The 16995-nt window shown below is 35.3% G+C and carries 20 protein-coding genes; 11 read left to right on the forward strand and 9 right to left on the reverse strand.

What is annotated here, in order from left to right; all coding sequences use genetic code 11:
- On the forward strand, positions 1 to 777 hold the full coding sequence (locus tag HWV59_RS05270) for an enoyl-CoA hydratase (protein WP_175638247.1): 777 nt from the start codon (positions 1 to 3) through the stop codon (positions 775 to 777).
- A gap of 213 nt (positions 778 to 990) precedes the next feature.
- On the opposite strand, the gene HWV59_RS05275 is transcribed toward HWV59_RS05270, so the two are convergent.
- Positions 991 to 1176 (reverse strand): YhzD family protein, encoded by a 186-nt coding sequence (locus tag HWV59_RS05275; RefSeq protein ID WP_102228306.1) that lies wholly within the window; start codon positions 1174 to 1176, stop codon positions 991 to 993.
- Between the two features lie 123 nt (positions 1177 to 1299).
- On the opposite strand from HWV59_RS05275, the gene HWV59_RS05280 reads away from it, so the two are divergent.
- The 6 genes from HWV59_RS05280 (at position 1300) to HWV59_RS05305 (ending at position 9334) form a co-directional block, all read left to right on the forward strand.
- Complete coding sequence (locus HWV59_RS05280; protein WP_175638248.1) at positions 1300 to 2199, forward strand: ABC transporter ATP-binding protein; 900 nt, start codon at positions 1300 to 1302, stop codon at positions 2197 to 2199.
- A complete protein-coding gene (locus tag HWV59_RS05285; RefSeq protein ID WP_102228308.1) occupies positions 2192 to 3445 on the forward strand; it encodes an ABC transporter permease in 1254 nt (417 codons plus the stop codon). Before HWV59_RS05280 ends, HWV59_RS05285 begins: the two co-directional genes overlap by 8 nt.
- 274 nt (positions 3446 to 3719) lie before the next feature.
- The gene (locus tag HWV59_RS05290; protein ID WP_175638249.1) at positions 3720 to 4958 is read left to right on the forward strand and encodes a metallophosphoesterase family protein; all 1239 of its coding nucleotides are present in this window, start codon (positions 3720 to 3722) and stop codon (positions 4956 to 4958) included.
- 10 nt (positions 4959 to 4968) lie between these two features.
- Positions 4969 to 7959 carry an ATP-binding protein gene (locus HWV59_RS05295; RefSeq protein WP_175638250.1) on the forward strand — a complete coding sequence of 997 codons (2991 nt, stop codon included), beginning with the start codon at positions 4969 to 4971 and terminating at the stop codon, positions 7957 to 7959.
- A gap of 129 nt (positions 7960 to 8088) precedes the next feature.
- The gene (gene yhaM / locus HWV59_RS05300) at positions 8089 to 9033 is read left to right on the forward strand and encodes a 3'-5' exoribonuclease YhaM (RefSeq protein WP_175638251.1); all 945 of its coding nucleotides are present in this window, start codon (positions 8089 to 8091) and stop codon (positions 9031 to 9033) included.
- Positions 9034 to 9118: 85 nt separating this feature from the next.
- Positions 9119 to 9334: a sporulation YhaL family protein gene (locus HWV59_RS05305; RefSeq protein ID WP_102228312.1), complete on the forward strand. Its 216-nt coding sequence runs from the start codon at positions 9119 to 9121 to the stop codon at positions 9332 to 9334.
- A gap of 56 nt (positions 9335 to 9390) precedes the next feature.
- Here HWV59_RS05305 and HWV59_RS05310 read toward each other — a convergent pair whose 3' ends face one another.
- Positions 9391 to 10239: a peptidylprolyl isomerase gene (locus HWV59_RS05310; protein WP_175638252.1), complete on the reverse strand. Its 849-nt coding sequence runs from the start codon at positions 10237 to 10239 to the stop codon at positions 9391 to 9393.
- A 364-nt stretch (positions 10240 to 10603) separates the two neighbouring features.
- Between HWV59_RS05310 and HWV59_RS05315 the strand changes: the two genes are divergently transcribed.
- A complete protein-coding gene (locus HWV59_RS05315; RefSeq protein WP_102228314.1) occupies positions 10604 to 10690 on the forward strand; it encodes a YjcZ family sporulation protein in 87 nt (28 codons plus the stop codon).
- Between the two features lie 86 nt (positions 10691 to 10776).
- Positions 10777 to 10863 (forward strand): YjcZ family sporulation protein, encoded by an 87-nt coding sequence (locus HWV59_RS05320; RefSeq protein WP_078435598.1) that lies wholly within the window; start codon positions 10777 to 10779, stop codon positions 10861 to 10863.
- Positions 10864 to 10951: 88 nt separating this feature from the next.
- Here the strand turns inward: HWV59_RS05320 and HWV59_RS05325 are convergent, their stop codons facing one another.
- Positions 10952 to 11131 carry a hypothetical protein gene (locus HWV59_RS05325; protein ID WP_102228315.1) on the reverse strand — a complete coding sequence of 60 codons (180 nt, stop codon included), beginning with the start codon at positions 11129 to 11131 and terminating at the stop codon, positions 10952 to 10954.
- A gap of 195 nt (positions 11132 to 11326) precedes the next feature.
- Positions 11327 to 11869 carry a DUF3267 domain-containing protein gene (locus tag HWV59_RS05330; RefSeq protein WP_175638253.1) on the reverse strand — a complete coding sequence of 181 codons (543 nt, stop codon included), beginning with the start codon at positions 11867 to 11869 and terminating at the stop codon, positions 11327 to 11329.
- A gap of 214 nt (positions 11870 to 12083) precedes the next feature.
- Between HWV59_RS05330 and HWV59_RS05335 the strand changes: the two genes are divergently transcribed.
- The gene (locus tag HWV59_RS05335) at positions 12084 to 12413 is read left to right on the forward strand and encodes a DUF1878 family protein (RefSeq protein ID WP_102228317.1); all 330 of its coding nucleotides are present in this window, start codon (positions 12084 to 12086) and stop codon (positions 12411 to 12413) included.
- Positions 12414 to 12427: 14 nt separating this feature from the next.
- Here HWV59_RS05335 and HWV59_RS05340 read toward each other — a convergent pair whose 3' ends face one another.
- Positions 12428 to 13006 (reverse strand): HTH-type transcriptional regulator Hpr, encoded by a 579-nt coding sequence (locus HWV59_RS05340; protein WP_102228318.1) that lies wholly within the window; start codon positions 13004 to 13006, stop codon positions 12428 to 12430.
- 199 nt (positions 13007 to 13205) lie between these two features.
- On the reverse strand, positions 13206 to 13559 hold the full coding sequence (locus tag HWV59_RS05345) for a YtxH domain-containing protein (protein ID WP_102228319.1): 354 nt from the start codon (positions 13557 to 13559) through the stop codon (positions 13206 to 13208).
- A gap of 465 nt (positions 13560 to 14024) precedes the next feature.
- Here HWV59_RS05345 and HWV59_RS05350 point away from each other — a divergent pair, with 465 nt between their 5' ends.
- Positions 14025 to 14216, forward strand: coding sequence for a hypothetical protein (locus HWV59_RS05350; protein WP_175638254.1), 192 nt, complete (start codon positions 14025 to 14027; stop codon positions 14214 to 14216).
- Between the two features lie 71 nt (positions 14217 to 14287).
- On the opposite strand, the gene HWV59_RS05355 is transcribed toward HWV59_RS05350, so the two are convergent.
- The 3 genes from HWV59_RS05355 to HWV59_RS05365 form a co-directional block, all read right to left on the reverse strand.
- Positions 14288 to 14806: a tryptophan transporter gene (locus tag HWV59_RS05355; RefSeq protein WP_175638255.1), complete on the reverse strand. Its 519-nt coding sequence runs from the start codon at positions 14804 to 14806 to the stop codon at positions 14288 to 14290.
- Between the two features lie 196 nt (positions 14807 to 15002).
- Complete coding sequence (serC, locus tag HWV59_RS05360; protein WP_175639985.1) at positions 15003 to 16085, reverse strand: 3-phosphoserine/phosphohydroxythreonine transaminase; 1083 nt, start codon at positions 16083 to 16085, stop codon at positions 15003 to 15005.
- A gap of 149 nt (positions 16086 to 16234) precedes the next feature.
- A complete protein-coding gene (locus HWV59_RS05365) occupies positions 16235 to 16657 on the reverse strand; it encodes an HIT family protein (RefSeq protein WP_175638256.1) in 423 nt (140 codons plus the stop codon).
- Between the last annotated feature and the right edge of the window lie 338 nt (positions 16658 to 16995).

Below are 16995 nucleotides of genomic sequence, written 5' to 3' on the forward strand. Positions count from 1 at the left end.
ATGTCTTATCAAACGCTTGAACTGGTCAAAGAGGGAAATATAGCAACTCTTTATTTAAACAGAGTAGATGCGTTAAATGCAATGGATGTTCAAATGCTAAAGGAACTGTCTGAATGTCTTAACGAAATCTCTACATCAAACATTACTCTTTTGTTTATCACAGGCAAAGGAAGGGCATTTTCAGCTGGTGGAGATCTAAAAACAATGTTATCAAGTGCAAGTGAAGAGGGATTTGAAGAAGTTATGGGGTTTATCAAAACGATCATTGTCACCCTCTATACAATGCCAGCTGTTACAGCAAGCTTAATCAATGGAGCTGCTGCAGGCTTAGGTCTTAGCTTTGCTTTAGCCTGTGATCAAGTATTAGCAGAAAAAAACGCAAAAGCAGCCATGAATTTTATCAACATAGGTCTTATTCCAGATGGTGGCGGACATTTTTTCCTAAAGAAACGATTAGGGGAACACCGAGCCAAACAGGTTATTTGGAAAGGCGAATCAATGAATAGTGAAAAAGCATTGGAAATCGGAATGATCGATGGAATCTATGAAGGTGACACAGAAGAACAGCTGGAATTAATGAAAAGAAGATTAGGAGCAAGGCCTTTAAAGGCAATGATAGCAACCAAGCTACTTTATAGCTCTCAAGAAAAGCAGGAGCTCGTTCAAACGATAGAGCTTGAAACAATCAGCCAGTTCGAGATGAGAAGAACGAAGGATCACCGTGAAGGGGTAGCGGCATTCTTAGAAAAACGGGCACCACTGTTTACGGGAAAATAAAGACTAAAAATAGAAAGGTAGTCCCGTAAAGACTAACTTTTAGGAAAGATTGGAAGTATAAAATACTTGAACTTGGGATAAGAGCTTCGACATCCAGCTCCAGCGCCTAGCCCTGACAAACATAAGTCACAAATGAATTGAAGACAAAGAACGTCTTCTATTCATTTGCGTCTTATTTGCCCTAGGCTGATCAAGGCGCTTGCGCTTTTGTGCTTATCTCGCAAATAGTACAAGCTTTCCCGATGATGATGTGCAACGATGAGTTTTATCTGTAAAATGATGTTCCTCTAATTTTTTCTGGCCAATTTCTTTTGCTTCTTTTTCGCTTTGTGCTTCAAAGCTTTCATCCAATAATTTTTCTCCGTTTTTTTCAAAAACAGTTAAGTAATAGATTGCCAATTCTACATTCCTCCCAAGTTGAAGATCCATACTTTCATAGTATTCTTACTATACAGGAGTTTTCCTGCTTAAAGATGAAACCTTCTATTTCCATATTCGTAGTACATATTGAGGAGGGAAAACATGAGTTTAACGATTGATTCAGTAACAAAACGATTTGGTTCACATCTTGCTGTTGATCAGCTTTCTATCATAATACCGGAACATGAGATTTTTGGTTTCCTTGGAGCAAATGGTGCAGGGAAAACCACAACATTTCGGATGATCTTAGGCTTGCTAAATCCTACAGATGGTGAAATTAAGTGGAATGGAAGCAACATTTCGTATGAAGAAAGCGATATGATTGGTTACTTACCAGAGGAAAGAGGGCTTTACCCTAAACTAAAGGTGAAAGATCAGCTTATGTATTTAGGTAGATTAAAAGGAATGTCAAAGCAGCAGGTGGCAAATGAGATGGATCATTGGCTGCAACGATTTAATGTTACTGAGTATGCCAATAAAAAGGTTGAAGAGCTCTCAAAAGGAAATCAACAAAAAATACAATTTATTGCAGCTGTTCTTCATAAACCAAAGCTGTTAATTTTGGATGAACCATTTAGTGGATTAGATCCTATTAATGTTGAGCTTTTAAAAAAGGCTGTCGTTGATTTGAAGGAAGCCGGTACTTCAATCGTTTTCGCGAGTCACAGGATGGAACATGTTGAGGAACTATGTCAGCATCTTTGCATTATGCATAAAGGTAAACCGGTTGTACATGGTGCATTACGTGATATTAAGAGATCCTTTGGGAAGAAAAATCTCTTTATACATGGAGATTTTGATATGAGCTTTTTAGAAAACATCCCTGGGGTTATAAAGAGTAAGTCGACTAGTGAAGGGATGGAATTGCAAATTGAAAATGAAGAAGTCTCGTCCAGAATCTTTCATGAACTTCAACATAAAGGATTTGTCCGAAAGTTTGCACTTGAGGAACCATCATTAAATGATATCTTTATTGAAAAAGTAGGTGCTTCCTATGAATAAATTTTGGATTATGGTTGCTCATACGTATCTGAATAAACTGAAGACAAAATCATTTATTATTACAACATTATTAACAGCACTTATTTTGTATGGGTTATCTAATATTACAACGATCATTGATATGTTTGATAATAGTGATCAAACAAAAGAGTTTGTTGTCATTGATGAATCAGAAGGGTATTATGATAAATTTGAAGCTAATCTGGCTGTTTCCGGAATTCCCCTTTCCATTAAAACATCAGACAAGGGTGAGGAAGAATTAGAAAACAGTGTTTTAGCCGGAGAGTTAGATGGAATTATTGTGTTATCAAATGATGCTAATCAGCTACCACAGGCTACTGTAAAAACAAGCTCGATCACTGATAGCCAGGTTTTTACACAGGTGGAGCAAGTTTTGCAGCAAACGAAACTTGAAATAGGAAGAGAGAAGCTTGGTCTTCAAACAAATGAATTAGATCAATTATTTACACCTGTTACAGTTGAAAAAGTTGCGCTAGAGGATAATGCGAAAACAGAAGAAGAATTAAATCAAGCAAGAGGCTTAGTGTATGTTCTCTTGTTTGTTATTTATTTCTCTGTTATTTTCTATGCAAGTATGATTGCGACAGAGGTCGCAACCGAAAAGTCTTCTAGAGTTATGGAAATTTTGATTTCCAGTGTTTCACCGGTTAAGCAGATGTTTGCGAAATTGATTGGAATCGGATTGTTAAGCTTAACACAAATGCTCGTTATATTGATTGTAGGTTATGCTTCTATACAGGCAAAAATAAATGATTTATCGTTAATGACAGGAGGTATGTTCGGGTTTTCTGATATCCCAACCTCAACATTCATTTATGCAGGAATTTACTTCCTATTAGGATATTTCCTTTTTGCAACACTTGCAGCTTTCTTAGGCTCACTAGTCAGTAGAATTGAAGATGTACAACAATTAATATCACCTATGATCTTTATCATTGTCGGTGCATTTATGATTGCTATGTTTGGATTAACGAATCCTGAAGCTCCATTCATTACGGTAACTTCATATATTCCGTTTTTCACCCCAATGATTATGTTCCTACGCGTGGGAATGCTGAATATTCCATTTTGGGAAATTGCGTTATCGATTGCCATCCTGCTTGGATCGATTATCATATTAGCAGTGTTTGGAGCAAGAGTGTACAAAGGGGGAGTCCTCATTTACGGAAAATCCTCCTCATTTAAGGATTTAAAAAGGGCGCTAATGTTATCGAAGGATAAGTGATTTTGTACGAGAATGGCTATAAAGCTGTTCTCTTTTTTGTTTTTTTCTAGTGTTTATATAAGAACTAGATACACTGACTAAAAAAATTTGGTGGATGGAGGGCGAGCATCCAGGAGTTGCCATCCACCCTCAAACACTAATTTTATGGTTTAAGGATACGTCATGTTATATCATTTAAAGATTATAAATAAAGTTCATCTGACAGAACGTGCATTCGTATTTCATAGATGGTAAAATAAAAGGTAAACAAAGGAAGATAAAGAAAGAGGTATATATGAGTGCCATTAAATTTATCCATGCTGCAGATCTGCATTTAGATAGCCCTTTTTTAGGGTTAAAACATATGCCGGCAAACTTTTTTGAAAGAGTAAGAGAAAGTACTTTTTTATCCTTTTCAAAAATCATTACATGTGCCATTAACGAAAAAGTAGATTTCATCTTACTATCCGGTGACTTATATGATGAAGATGAAAGAAGCTTAAAAGCTCAATTAAAATTAAAAAAAGAATTTGAACGCTTGGCAGAAAAGGATATACAGGTTTTTATTATTCATGGAAATCATGATCATATGGGCGGGAAGTGGCTGGACCTTGAATGGCCGGAAAATGTTCATGTGTTTTCAAGTCATAAGGTTGAAGTAAAAGAATATCAGAAAAATCAAGCACCGCTCGCTTATATATACGGGTATAGCTATCCTGAGCGTGCTGTACATGAGAACATCACGTCACAATACATAAAAATAGAAAATCCCAACGTATTTCATATCGGCTTGTTACATGGGTCAACAGAAGGAAACAAAGAGCATGATGTATATTGTCCATTTAAAGTAAATGATTTACTAACTAAAGACTTTGACTATTGGGCTTTAGGACATATTCATAAACGTCAAATGTTGCATGAAGCACACCCAGTTATTGCTTATCCAGGTAATATCCAAGGCAGGCATCCGAAGGAAACGGGTAGGAAAGGCTGTTATTTAGTTGAAATGGAAGAGGGAACAGTAAAAAGCTCGTTTATTTCAACAGAAGAAATCAGGTGGGAACAGATTGACGTGTCAATCAATGAATGTCAAAACCTATCAGAGTTAATTCAAGCCTGTGAACGATCAATAGACACCTTAAAAAGAGAAAACAAAGCGATTTGTTTAACAATCTCGTTTGTAGACTCAGGTGAATTAGCAAACGAACTAAACTCTCAGGATCTTATCGAGGATCTTCTTGATGTTTTAAATGATCAACAAAATGAGCAGGAGAACTTTGTGTGGGTAGTGAAAATCATTGATCGTACAATAAAACCTCGAACTACCTCACAAAAGCTATCGACTTTTTATCATGACCTGGAAAATACAATAAAAAACTATGACAAATTCGATGAAGTGATTGAACCATTGAAAAAAAATTCAATATTCCGCAAGCATATCGATGGTTTTACCAAAGAGGAGCAAAATCAGCTTCTCAAAAAAGCGGAGCTATTACTGCATCGTGAATTACTGCAACACCAAGAGCAAAAGTGAGGTGATGAGATTGAAAATTGAAGAACTACAAATTTATGGATATGGAAAATTTGAAAATCAGCATTTCATCCTAGGTAAATCAAATTTCTCTGTCATATACGGGGAAAACGAAGCAGGGAAATCAACGATCATGTCATTCATACATAGTATTCTTTTTGGCTTTCCAACCAAGCAGCAATCGGAAAACCGTTATGAACCAAAAAGAGCAACAAGCTATGGTGGGTATCTCATCGCCACATTAGAAAGAGGACAGCGCATAAAAATTGAACGATTGCCAGGTAAATTTGGCGGCGAGGTTTTGATTGAATATGAAGACGGGACAACCGCGAATGAAGAATTTCTTCAAACACTTTTAGGTGGGGTGGATAAAGAGTCTTATCGCTCCATTTTTTCCTTTGATGTCCATGGTTTACAGCAAATTCAAAAGCTTGATGCTAATCAAATTGGAAAATATCTGTTTCTTTCCAGTATCTATGGAGCTGATGCACTTTTTGCAATTGAAGACCATCTAACAAAGCAATTGGACCTCTTATATAAACCAAATGGAAGAAGACCAACAGTAAATGAAGGACTTGTGAAGTTAAAGGAACATGCAGGAAAACTACAGGAGGCAAAACGGAAAAATCATCAGTATGAGCAATTGCAAGCTGAAAAAGCATCTCTACATTCCCAACTTTCATCTATTACTCAAACAAAACGAGATAAAATGGCAGAGCAAAGATACTTGGAAAAAGCGAAAACAATTCTTCCATTAGTAAAAGAAAAAAAATGGTGTAATGATCAGTTGAGGCAACTGCCGGCTACAGACCATTTACCAGAAGATGGACTAAACAAGCTGGATCATTTTCATGTGACACTTCAGCCACTGAACATGCAGCTGCATGCCATGCAAGTACGAATAGCAAAACTTGAGGAAGAAGAATCAGAGCTTCATGTAAATGATGCATATATTGTACATAAGACCGAGATTGGACATGTTCGTGAGCAGCTGTCACTATATGAGGAAAAACTAAAAAATAAGCAATATATCGAGAATAAGATCGAACAGCTTCAACACGAATATGGAGTATTAAAACAAAGGTTGTATCCGTTTTTAACCGAGGATGACATCCTAAATATACAAGCAACAATGATGATGAAAGACACGCTAAAAAGGCTGCTTGAACAAGAGGTAAAGTCAAAACATAGAAAACAATTGCTTGATGAGCAATTTGAACAGGTGCAAAGCGCTCTTGAAGAAGCTGAGTGGAAAATAGGTAAATTAAAAACTGACGTTTTGAGAGATGAAGAAAGGTCTTCTTTGGAGCAGGAACTTACCGCAAGAAAGAATGCTAACCTTCCTGAACTTAAGCAGGAACACAAGCAGGTTTCTACAGAACTGAAAAAACGAAAGCAGGAGTACAAAGGAGAAAAGAAACAACAATCTATTTTTCTCAGTGTAATTACTCTCATTTTATTAATAGGATCTACGTGGCTATTTTTTCAAGAAAACTGGCCACTCTTCGGAATTTTATTAGTCGCATGTATTGGTGTCCTTTTTCAAATCAAGAATTTGCAAACAAAAAAGGATACACTTGTCGAACATTTAGAATCTGAGTTAAAGGTTTTAGAACAGAGGTTATATCATGCTCAGCAACATGAATCAACATCGGGAAGAGCATTATCAGATATTATAACTTCTTTAGAAAAAGATCAAATGGTGAAACAATCATTACAGCATGAAGAGCATATCCTCGAACAGCAGGAAAGGGCATATGAGAGACTACTAAAACAGTATGAAGAATGGGAAAAGAATCAATTCTATGAGCGTGAGCAGCTTTCAGAAATTGCTGAACAAATTCAAGTGGAGACAAATGCTTCATCTGAAGTTGTTTTGGAAGCCTTTGAAGCATTACAACACCTCCAAAGTCTAATTATGGAATTGAATAAATACCGTACAGAAGTCAGATTGCTCAACCAGGAGCAATGGAAGTTTGAAGAGGAAGTGAAGAGATTAGCAGAAATTTGTCAGATTGAGCGCTCCTCAATTAAAGAATCTGTCTATATATTAGGTGAACAGAGTAGTTTGGAACTTTCTAATGCTGCTAAGCGAGAGAAGATTAAGGAAAAACAAGCAGAGATAGAAGAAGAACTGACTTCATTATCAGAAGAGATCGTCTTTATCGAACAACAACGAGATGAATTAATCAGGTGCAGCAAGTGTGAAACAGAAGATGAATTTAGAAAGCTGGCAAAAGTTCATTTGCAGCGAGAAGAAATCCAAAGAAAAATGCAGTGGGTTGAAAAGCAATTGGCTACGGAGAGCGATCTGGATCCAGGGGCTTTATCCAATGAAAAAATAGAAACTATAGATGTGAGAATACAAGAATTAGTGAATGAAATTGATCAAATGGAGAAAATGGAAAATCAGTTGCAACAGGAGTACTCAAGTATTCTTTTCAAAATCGAAGAAATGGAGCAAAGCGGAACTTACTCTAAGTTGAGACATGCCTTTGAAAATGAAAGAGCAATGGTGAAAGATGAAGCAGAGAAATGGATTATTAGGGCCCTTGCAAAAGATCTCCTTCAAAAAACAGTTCATCAGCATAGAGAGGAAAAGCTGCCTGAATTGTTAGCTTCTATAACGTATTATTTTCAATTGCTTACATCCAATTCCTATCAGAAAGTATATTTACCGATTGAAAAGCAATCCTTTATAGTTGAACGTCAAGATGGAGTGAAATTTTTTGCAGAGGAACTTAGTCAAGCTACCGCAGAGCAACTCTATCTATCAATTCGACTAGCCATTATAAAAAACATTAATTCTCAGCTACAGCTGCCAGTCATCATTGACGATAGCTTTGTTCATTTCGATCATAGTAGAACATCAAATACATTAAAGCTATTGCATGAACTAAAAAAAGACCAACAAGTGATTTTCTTTACATGTCATCACCACATAGCTGAATCAGCTCAGCCGGAGAATATGGTTAATCTCTCTGATACTACGAATATTGGCTAAATAACACAAGATAAGATACTTCTCAAACAGGATGTAACCTATCTATGCTATACTAGCCATACAAATGATCTTTATTATTAAAATGATATCGAAATACAAGATAAACAAGCATTGAGAGGAGAACTTAGGATGGGAAAAGGAATATTACATTATGACATTGGGGAACAGGTAGAAGTTCATTTATTAATCAAATCTTCTACAAAAGGCGTTGCCAGTAACGGAAAAGCATTTTTAACATTAATTCTCCAAGATACCTCCGGTGAAATAGAAGCAAAGCTATGGGATGCCTCACAAGAAGATGAAGTAATGTATGGCCCGCAAAGTATTGTAAAGGTATTAGGGGATATCCACCATTATCGTGGACGTAATCAACTGAAAATCCGAAAAATTCGTCCAAAGCATGACGAAGAGAAAATTGAAATATCAGATCTTTTAGAGACGGCACCAATTGCTAAAGATGTGATGAATGATAAAATTACTCAATATATATTTGACATGAAAAATCCAAATATTCAACGAGTAACAAGGTATTTATTAAAAAAACATGGTTCAGCTTTTATGGAATATCCAGCCGCAACAAAGAATCATCATGAGTTTGTATCAGGGTTAGCCTATCATGTTGTCTCCATGCTAGACTTGGCCAAGTCAATTGCCACTTTATATCCGAGTCTTGATACTGATTTGCTTTATGCCGGTGTGATTCTTCATGACTTAGGAAAAGTAATTGAATTGTCTGGACCAATTAGCACAACATATACGGTTGAAGGAAATTTATTAGGTCATATTTCAATCATGGTAAATGAAATTGCGAAAGCGGCAGAACATTTGCAAATTGAAGGGGAAGAAATTGTTGTTCTTCAGCATTTAGTTCTCAGTCATCATGGAAAGGCAGAATGGGGAAGTCCTAAGCCGCCAATGATCAAAGAAGCTGAAATTCTCCATTATATTGATAATCTGGACGCAAAAATGAACATGCTGGATCGTGCACTTGAACGTGTGAAGCCAGGTGAATATACAGAAAGAGTTTTTGCTTTAGATAATCGTTCATTTTATAAGCCATCTTTTCATAATTAATAAATCATTAGGCATAAAATAAGAACGGTCATCATATGCTCCTAGAAAAAGGCTTGTCTTTGTACAAGTTAAAGGGGGAAACCATATGGTGATATTACCTTGGTGGATTTATTTATGTATTATTGGAATTCTCATCAGTGGATATATGGCATTTAAAACATCCCGTCAGGATAAAATGATTGATGAGGATTTCATTGAAAAGGAAGGTCAAGTCTATCTTGATCGAATCGAGCAGGAGCGCCAAAAGAAAAAGGCGCTGCTTGAACAGCAACCACTGCAAGATGACCAGTCTGCTAGCTAAAAAAATAAGGCTCTCGCATTTTAACGAGAGCCTTATTTTTATTTTGGAACAGTTCCTTATTCCTTCGTTTCTTCAGCTTTAAATAGATCTTTTAAATCTTCGTCTTTCACATCAACATTTGAGTCTTTAATTGCCTTGTCTAAAGCACTTTGGATTGTATCAGGCTGTTGGACCTTTTGTTTGCGAACCTCTTCAGTCAGTGATTCTTTCATTTCTTCCAGTGGTTTTACTGTTTGTGTAACTTTGATGATATGATAACCAAATTCAGATTTCACAGGGGCACTTACTTCACCTTCTTTTAATTTAAAGGCAGCATCCTGGAATTCCTTAACCATAGCACCTTCACCAAACCATCCTAGTTCTCCACCGTTTTGAGCAGAACCTGGATCTTTTGAATATTCTTTTGCAAGGTCTTCAAATTTTTCTCCAGCATCAAGCTTTTCTTTTACTTCTTTAGCTGTTGCCTCGTCCTCAACAAGGATATGGCTAGCTTTAATTTGACCTTCTAATGATTCGTGATAAGCTTTAATATCCTCATCAGTGACTTCAACTTCAGCTTCTGCAGCTTTCTTTCTTAATAAATCTACTTTAACCATTTGTTTAACTACATCTTCACCTTGTGCTTGGATAACACTTTCAAATTGCGCACCGTATTGAGTTTTTAAATTGTCGAATTCTTTTTGCACTTCATCATCTGTTACTTCATATTTATCGCTAAGTACCTTTTCGTGAACAAGTTCTGTCAGAACATCTCCACCGAAACGTTCTTTCATGGCTTGATAAAATTCATCTTTCGTAATATTTCCAGCTTTTGTTTCAACAACAACTTCTGAATCAGCATTATTACATGCGCCTAACGCAAGTAAGCTTGTTGCTGTTGCTAGTACAATGGCTAATTTTTTCATCTTTTTCTACAACTCCTAGTTAAATTAGTTTTTTACTGGATCCAGCTTTTCTATGTAATGCCAGATTATATTAGAAAAACTTGGCTTATGGCCAAGCACTAATGGCGAAAGCCTTAGTTTTTCTTATACTATCAACCATAAAATTTTATCTTTCTGATAGTACAAGAAATACTATACCATAATGAGTCACGTTCAAAAAGTTTTTTCGTTGAAAACGCTGTCCTTTGATGAAGGATTGAAGAATTTTAAATAAAATGCGGTTTCTGCACTCTTAAAAACAATTAAATGGAACTGGGCTATCGTCCAATCAACATGAGCTCTCTGACATAGGATGTATTGAAAGAAATAAAGGAGGTAATTGATCATGGGTCACGCTTTTGCAGATAACTTTGCTTTGATTGTCGTGCTTTTCATTTTGTTAATTATTATTGGAGCTTGTTATCTTTACTAATTAATTGAGATAGTGTGGATAATTGCCTATACCATTAACGAGGTTAAATCATAGGATATTGTAACGATAATAAGGGAGGTGTCATTATGGGCGGCGGAGCTTATGCAGGCGGTTTTGCGTTAATCGTTGTATTGTTCATCTTGTTGATCATTGTTGGTGCAGCTTGGTTATAAGATTAATAAAAAAAGCTAACAGTCTTTCCTGTTAGCTTTTCTAGTATTTTAGCATAAGACTCGTATAAAGAGTACCGTACATGAGCGATTAGGTGTAGAGAACTTCAATATATGACGAAATAAGTAAAATTGTAATTAGTACATTAATTGTTCTAAAAACCTTTGTTTGACGGTCTTCAGGAATCTCGCGAACTAAACACAATGTATTTGTAAGCTTATTAATGTAAAACAAGATAAAGACTGCAAACAAGATAAAGAAAATTAACATCAGAGATCCCCTCCCACATTATACATATTAGATTACCAAACTATTTATGAAAAAGATAGCATTGACACCCGATTTGCACAAAAATGTAAAAAAGTGACAAGCGAAATTGTCACTTCTTTATACGTTAAGAACTAAGCATAAGCGCAACTACGACTCTGTCTTCGCATTTCGGGCTCGCCAGTCATCGAGTTTTCTTTATCTATTGTTTTGGACAAGTACCTCATATCCATCCTCATACTCTTCAATCGTACAAACCTTAGGAGCAAATAATAGGTGTCTTAGTAACAGGAAATCCGGTACACACATGCCAATATGGAAAGCAAGGGCAATGCTGAAGTAATGCATATAGGCAGGATAATAAAGGCCGCCAATCCCAAATAAAATTATGAAGGTAAGAAAAGGTGTTAATAATGAAATTATCATACGCTTTTTTTTAATACCTTCACAAGTCTTGAGTTGGAAGGTAGGGAATAACCGATAAAATTTAATATGAAACGATACACGACATCCTGTTAATACTAACGGAACGACATGAAGTAATTTATGAATAGGCATCATACTAATCAAAATAAACACAAATAATAAAAAATGTTCATCATGATAATGTATCTTTGGAAATAGCAGATTAATAGGTAAGTAGGTTAAAATAAACACAAAAATCATTGTTAGCATCGATATGAATAAAATTCTGTGTAGACCAATATCCCTCGAAAGGTTTATGGTTTTCCAACAGTACATTGTCTCACCATCCAAACTTTACAAAACTAATTACTACCATACTGTACGATGGTGTGAAGAAAAAATCAATAAGGAATTGCAAATGTAAACGATTAATAAAAAGAAAATGGGAAATTTATATTATGAACACTTGGAAATTGATAAAAACTTCCTTTCGAACAGGGAATACTATACAATAAAAAACAACAATGTGAAATAAGAAAGAGGGTAAGAAATGGATTCAATAGAAAAAAGATTGGAAACCTTAGAATATTACCAATCATTATTATTAAAAATAGTGGAGCCAACAAAATATCCCTTTTATCATTTAGTGATGGCAAAAGGTTTAAGTAAGGATGAGATAGAAGAAGTACTGAAGATTTGCGAGGAACTTTCCAGGTTACATGAAGAACAAAAAGCGCAAGGATTAGTGATCTATACAGACCTCCTTACGCGATTTGCGGGCCAATTAAACCCAAAGCTAGAATTATATGAAACAATCCATGCCATACATAGACAAAATTTATATAGCTCCTTAATGAAGGATTTTGTAGATCTACTGTAGTTTTCATTTTTTCATTAAGGAGAAGAAATGAGCTGTTCAGTCTTAGACTCTTTTTCTTGATCATTCTTAAATGAATCTTCAATATTATGGAATGATTGTTCGAAAATTTCCATAAAGTCTTCGCCATATATATTACGTATAATACACATCATATCCATCATTTCAGGAAATTTACCATATAAGTTTTGTAGTGGTAAAGCCCCTTTTAAGACAGAGTTTCTTTCTGGACTAAAGTCTTCTAAAAGATTTGACAGTACTTCTTCGCCTTGTTTTGTTAACTTAATATACGTGTTTCGCTTGTCATTAGCCTTTTTTGAAAATTCAAGATATCCTCTTTCCTCAAGCTTCTTTGAAAAGTTGAAAGCAGTAGAAACATGCATTACTCCGAATTTAGCAATCTCTGAAATAGATGCACCATTTAAATGATCAGCAATCCATAATATATGGTGCTCATTAATATTTAAATCATAAGGCTTAATCCACTGCTGCCAATCCTTTTCAATGGTTTTCCACAATGCTTTACTCAGCTGAGCGATTCGTTGACTAAATAACAAGGCTTCTTTAACTGTATATTCCCTTTCATTATGTTTCATCAGCAGTCACCCCTGATCCTCCCAGTATTATTCTCTATTATGCCAATAAAATAAAGATTAATAAAGATATAAATTTACGAAATTTTTAAAAATTTTTCAAAACCCTTTTATATCAAGGGTTAGATCAAAAAAAAAGTGTGAAGACATAGCTTGTCTATCACACTTTTTTATTTCTCCAAAAGTAATTTCAATTTAAATGCTAGTTCAATGTATTTTCTAGCTGTTTAATTCTGTTATCAATTTCTTCAATTTCTTTCATAATATTTTCTTTATGTGGTTCAGCTTCTTGTTGGTACTGTTGAACAGACTTCATTAAGTCAGCAGAAACTTCTTTTACAACGACAGAACCTTCTTTTGCTGTTTGAATTAATTGAACCTTTAGCGCTTTACTTTCCTTTTTTAATTGATTAATTAGATCTTCAATTTGCTTACGGTTGAGGTTAATTTGACTTCGTAATTCTTTTCCAGATGAGGGAGTTGAGAGTAATGTGGCAACACCGCCTATTACACCTCCAACAAGTAATCCTACTAACAATGATTTATTATTTGACAAAATGTATCCCTCCATAACTATGTAAGATGAATTGGACATACCTATTCTTCAACATACCCAAAGATGTCTTCTATAAACATTATACATACATATCCAGAAGTTAGCATACCTATTTATTAAGTCATTTATATGTCCCAGTCTCCTATTCTAGATGGACATGTATAGGAGAATTAAGGATATAAGGTACCGACTGGTGGGTATGTCTTTCCGTGAGAGGGATGAAGGACAAAGCTGTTACGGATAGTGTTTGGATATGTCTTTCATATGAGGGATGAAGAACAAAGCTGTCCGGGAAGTGCGTCAAAATGTCTTTCATAAAAGGAATAAAGGACAAATAGCAAAAAAAGCCGCCTGTAATATGTCCTTCATATAAGAATTAAACGACAAAGCCCCGGAAAAGTCCTTTACAAAAAATATAATCCAGAAGAGTTCTATAGAAGATGTTACTTCTAAGGGGGGATGAGAATGTCAGGTGTAATCTTTTTATTTTTTATTATTAGTTTGTTACTTTTTATCGGTGCATTTCATTACTTTAAGCTTCTACAGCAATCAGCATCTTATCCACCTAAAAAATTAGTAAAACAAAAGATTTCGGTACTTGCTACCGGAGGAGTCATCATGCTGTTAATCGGGCTCCTTCTTATACTATTAAGCTGAGATAAACTAATATAAAAAAGCAAGAAAGAGGATGAATCTAGAAAACATCCTCTTTCTTGCTTTGTAGTGTCTTAAGCGACTGTAATCATTCTTGAGCGTTTGAAAATAGCTTGAACAATTGGCAGGATAATAATCATCGCAGCACCGTTCAATAATGTAGCCGGTAATACAACCGTTACGAATAATGCTGTAAAAGCACCTGGTAAGCCAACAATTAATGAAGCGGCAGTAAGGAAGACTGTCCCTGAAACAATTGTGCCAATCACTGTGAGTACTGTTGCTGTTGCAATTTTTTGTGCAATTTTCTTAAATGCTAGAACTAGACCGTAAAATAGGAATGCTGTTACCACTTTGTCAATGATATTTGGAACGAAACCGCCAGGAAATGCTGATGTTAATGCAGATAAAAATCCAGTCACAATACCTAGCAATGTGACATTTTGAATTGCAGGAAACATAATAATTCCGATAAACATCATTGTTAACATCATGTCTGGTTTCATACCACCGAAAAATGGAGGCATTATCATACTTAGTACAGCACCAATTGCAGCAAATAAAGATAAAATAACTAATACTCTTGTGTTCATTTTCTCATCTCTCCTCTTCTAATCTCCTAAATTTCTTCTCCCCAATAGTGAACTCATTTCCTATTGCGAGAGAACTTATATATTATTATAGCAACATTTATGCATGTCGTACAGTGGGTTTATACTGTGGGAAAATATGGAGAAATTAATAACAAAAAAAGAAAAGGACCATCAAAATCCTTTTCTTTTAAATAACTCAGCTATTTTGATTTTTAAATTCAGTCATAAATTGAGCAAGTGCCACACAAGCTTCTTTTGGAACAGCATTGTATGTTGATGCTCTGCAACCACCAACAGATCTGTGTCCTGCAAGGCCGATGAATTGGCGTTCTTTTGCTTCTTGAAGGAATTTTTTCGTTAGCTCTTCGTTTGGAAGAGTGAAGGTAATGTTCATTAATGAACGGCTATCTTCTGTTGCGTGTGGTTTATAAAAACCGTCACTGTTATCAATGGCAGAATAGATATATCCAGCTTTTTCTTCATTGATTTTTTGAACATTTTTAACTCCGCCTTGCTCTTTTACCCATTCTAATACAAGTGAAAGCATATAAATAGCAAAGGTTGGTGGTGTGTTGAATAAAGAATTATTTTTAGCATGAGTGCGATAATTTAAGATTGTTGGAACATCCTCTTTTGCAGATTCTAAAAATTCCTTCTTCACGATAACAACTGTCACACCAGATGGACCGAGGTTTTTTTGAGCCCCTGCATAAATGAGTGAGAATTTCTCTACATCAATTTCTTTACATAAAATATCACTAGACATGTCTGCAATTAATGGAATTGGGCTATCTGGGTAGTTCTGCCACTGAGTTCCAAAAATTGTATTGTTTGATGTAATATGAAGATAAGCACCATCTTTTACTTCATCTAAAGAATAGTCTGTTGGGATATGTGTGTAATTGTCTTCTTTACTTGAAGCTAAAATCCTTGTTTCTCCGAAAAATTTTGCTTCTTTAAGTGCTTTATCAGACCAAGCACCTGTCATAATAAAATGAGCTGTTTGGCCTTCTTTTAAGAAGTTCATTGGAATCATGGAGAATTGAAGGCTTGCCCCGCCTTGTAAAAATAGGACTTCATAGTTGTCAGGAATTCCTAGAAGTTCTCTAAGTAAAGAGTTTGCACGATTATGAACTTCTTCGTAATCTTTACTACGATGGCTAAGCTCCATAACAGACATGCCTGTATTTTGGAAATTGACTAGTTCTTTTTGTGCGCGTTCGAGCACAGGTAATGGAATAGCTGCTGGTCCTGCATTGAAATTATAAGCTCTCATAATTTGCCTCCTTGATTAGAACGTAAAATAATACTCATATCCTATCATGAATAGAGAAGGAAATGTAGACTGAAAATTTTCATCTTTGTGAAATTAATAACAGAAAGCGATTACAAAAATACACAAAAAAAGCCGCTCCAGGCGGCTGTGAATTAAGATACCCCGTTTTGAATAGTTGAAGCAATTTCCTGTAGTTCCTCTGGAGTATATTCTTCTGCATGTGATTTCCATACAGCTCCAAAGCCATCACCTTTGCCGTATCTAGGGATGATATGCATATGGTAATGGAATACAGATTGTCCAGCTTTTTCACCGTTATTATTCAGCAGATTTAATCCAATAGGTTGAAATTGCTCTTTAATAGAATTCGCAATCTTAGGGACAACCTCAAATAATTTTCCGGCAATCTCTGGAGTAAGTTCATAAATGTTTTCTTTATGGACTTTAGGTACAACAAGTGTATGACCCTTTGTTACCTGGCTAATATCAAGAAATGCTACAACATGTTCATTTTCAAACACCTTTGCACTTGGGATTTCTCCATTTACAATTTTGCAAAAAATGCAGTCACTCATCAACGCACACATCCTTTGATATTAATTTTCACGTTCAACATGTTTCAACATCATTTGTAAAGTAAGTATGTTATTGTTTCAATCAGAAATTATCTATGTATGAACAGCTATATTTTACCACAAGCGTCTTTAAATGAAAAAGAACAGAGTGAAACGATTGTTCACTCTGTTCCTGAAGAAGGGAATAAAATAACTCATTTTATGGGAAAAATATCTTTGATAAACACCTCATTTAACATTTAGATTTAAATGTTATCTGATGTGAAATCGCCATTGTTCAATACAACCATCCCCTTGTTAAGTGATAAACGACCTAACATATTGAGAAATGAAACTGT

The sequence above is a fragment of the Metabacillus schmidteae genome (genome assembly GCF_903166545.1).
GTDB lineage: Bacteria > Bacillota > Bacilli > Bacillales > Bacillaceae > Metabacillus > Metabacillus schmidteae.

Excerpts from the sequence above, each read along its gene's own strand:
- HWV59_RS05270 (WP_175638247.1), top strand. The coding sequence starts at position 1 with ATGTCTTATCAAACGCTTGAACTGGTCAAAGAGGGAAATATAGCAACT.
- HWV59_RS05280 (WP_175638248.1), top strand. The coding sequence starts at position 1,300 with ATGAGTTTAACGATTGATTCAGTAACAAAACGATTTGGTTCACATCTT.
- HWV59_RS05285 (WP_102228308.1), top strand. The coding sequence starts at position 2,192 with ATGAATAAATTTTGGATTATGGTTGCTCATACGTATCTGAATAAACTG.
- HWV59_RS05290 (WP_175638249.1), top strand. The coding sequence starts at position 3,720 with ATGAGTGCCATTAAATTTATCCATGCTGCAGATCTGCATTTAGATAGC.
- yhaM (WP_175638251.1), top strand. The coding sequence starts at position 8,089 with ATGGGAAAAGGAATATTACATTATGACATTGGGGAACAGGTAGAAGTT.
- HWV59_RS05305 (WP_102228312.1), top strand. The coding sequence starts at position 9,119 with ATGGTGATATTACCTTGGTGGATTTATTTATGTATTATTGGAATTCTC.
- HWV59_RS05310 (WP_175638252.1), bottom strand. The coding sequence starts at position 10,239 with ATGAAAAAATTAGCCATTGTACTAGCAACAGCAACAAGCTTACTTGCG.
- HWV59_RS05315 (WP_102228314.1), top strand. The coding sequence starts at position 10,604 with ATGGGTCACGCTTTTGCAGATAACTTTGCTTTGATTGTCGTGCTTTTC.
- HWV59_RS05320 (WP_078435598.1), top strand. The coding sequence starts at position 10,777 with ATGGGCGGCGGAGCTTATGCAGGCGGTTTTGCGTTAATCGTTGTATTG.
- HWV59_RS05325 (WP_102228315.1), bottom strand. The coding sequence starts at position 11,131 with ATGTTAATTTTCTTTATCTTGTTTGCAGTCTTTATCTTGTTTTACATT.
- HWV59_RS05330 (WP_175638253.1), bottom strand. The coding sequence starts at position 11,869 with ATGTACTGTTGGAAAACCATAAACCTTTCGAGGGATATTGGTCTACAC.
- HWV59_RS05335 (WP_102228317.1), top strand. The coding sequence starts at position 12,084 with ATGGATTCAATAGAAAAAAGATTGGAAACCTTAGAATATTACCAATCA.
- HWV59_RS05340 (WP_102228318.1), bottom strand. The coding sequence starts at position 13,006 with ATGAAACATAATGAAAGGGAATATACAGTTAAAGAAGCCTTGTTATTT.
- HWV59_RS05350 (WP_175638254.1), top strand. The coding sequence starts at position 14,025 with ATGTCAGGTGTAATCTTTTTATTTTTTATTATTAGTTTGTTACTTTTT.
- HWV59_RS05355 (WP_175638255.1), bottom strand. The coding sequence starts at position 14,806 with ATGAACACAAGAGTATTAGTTATTTTATCTTTATTTGCTGCAATTGGT.
- HWV59_RS05365 (WP_175638256.1), bottom strand. The coding sequence starts at position 16,657 with ATGAGTGACTGCATTTTTTGCAAAATTGTAAATGGAGAAATCCCAAGT.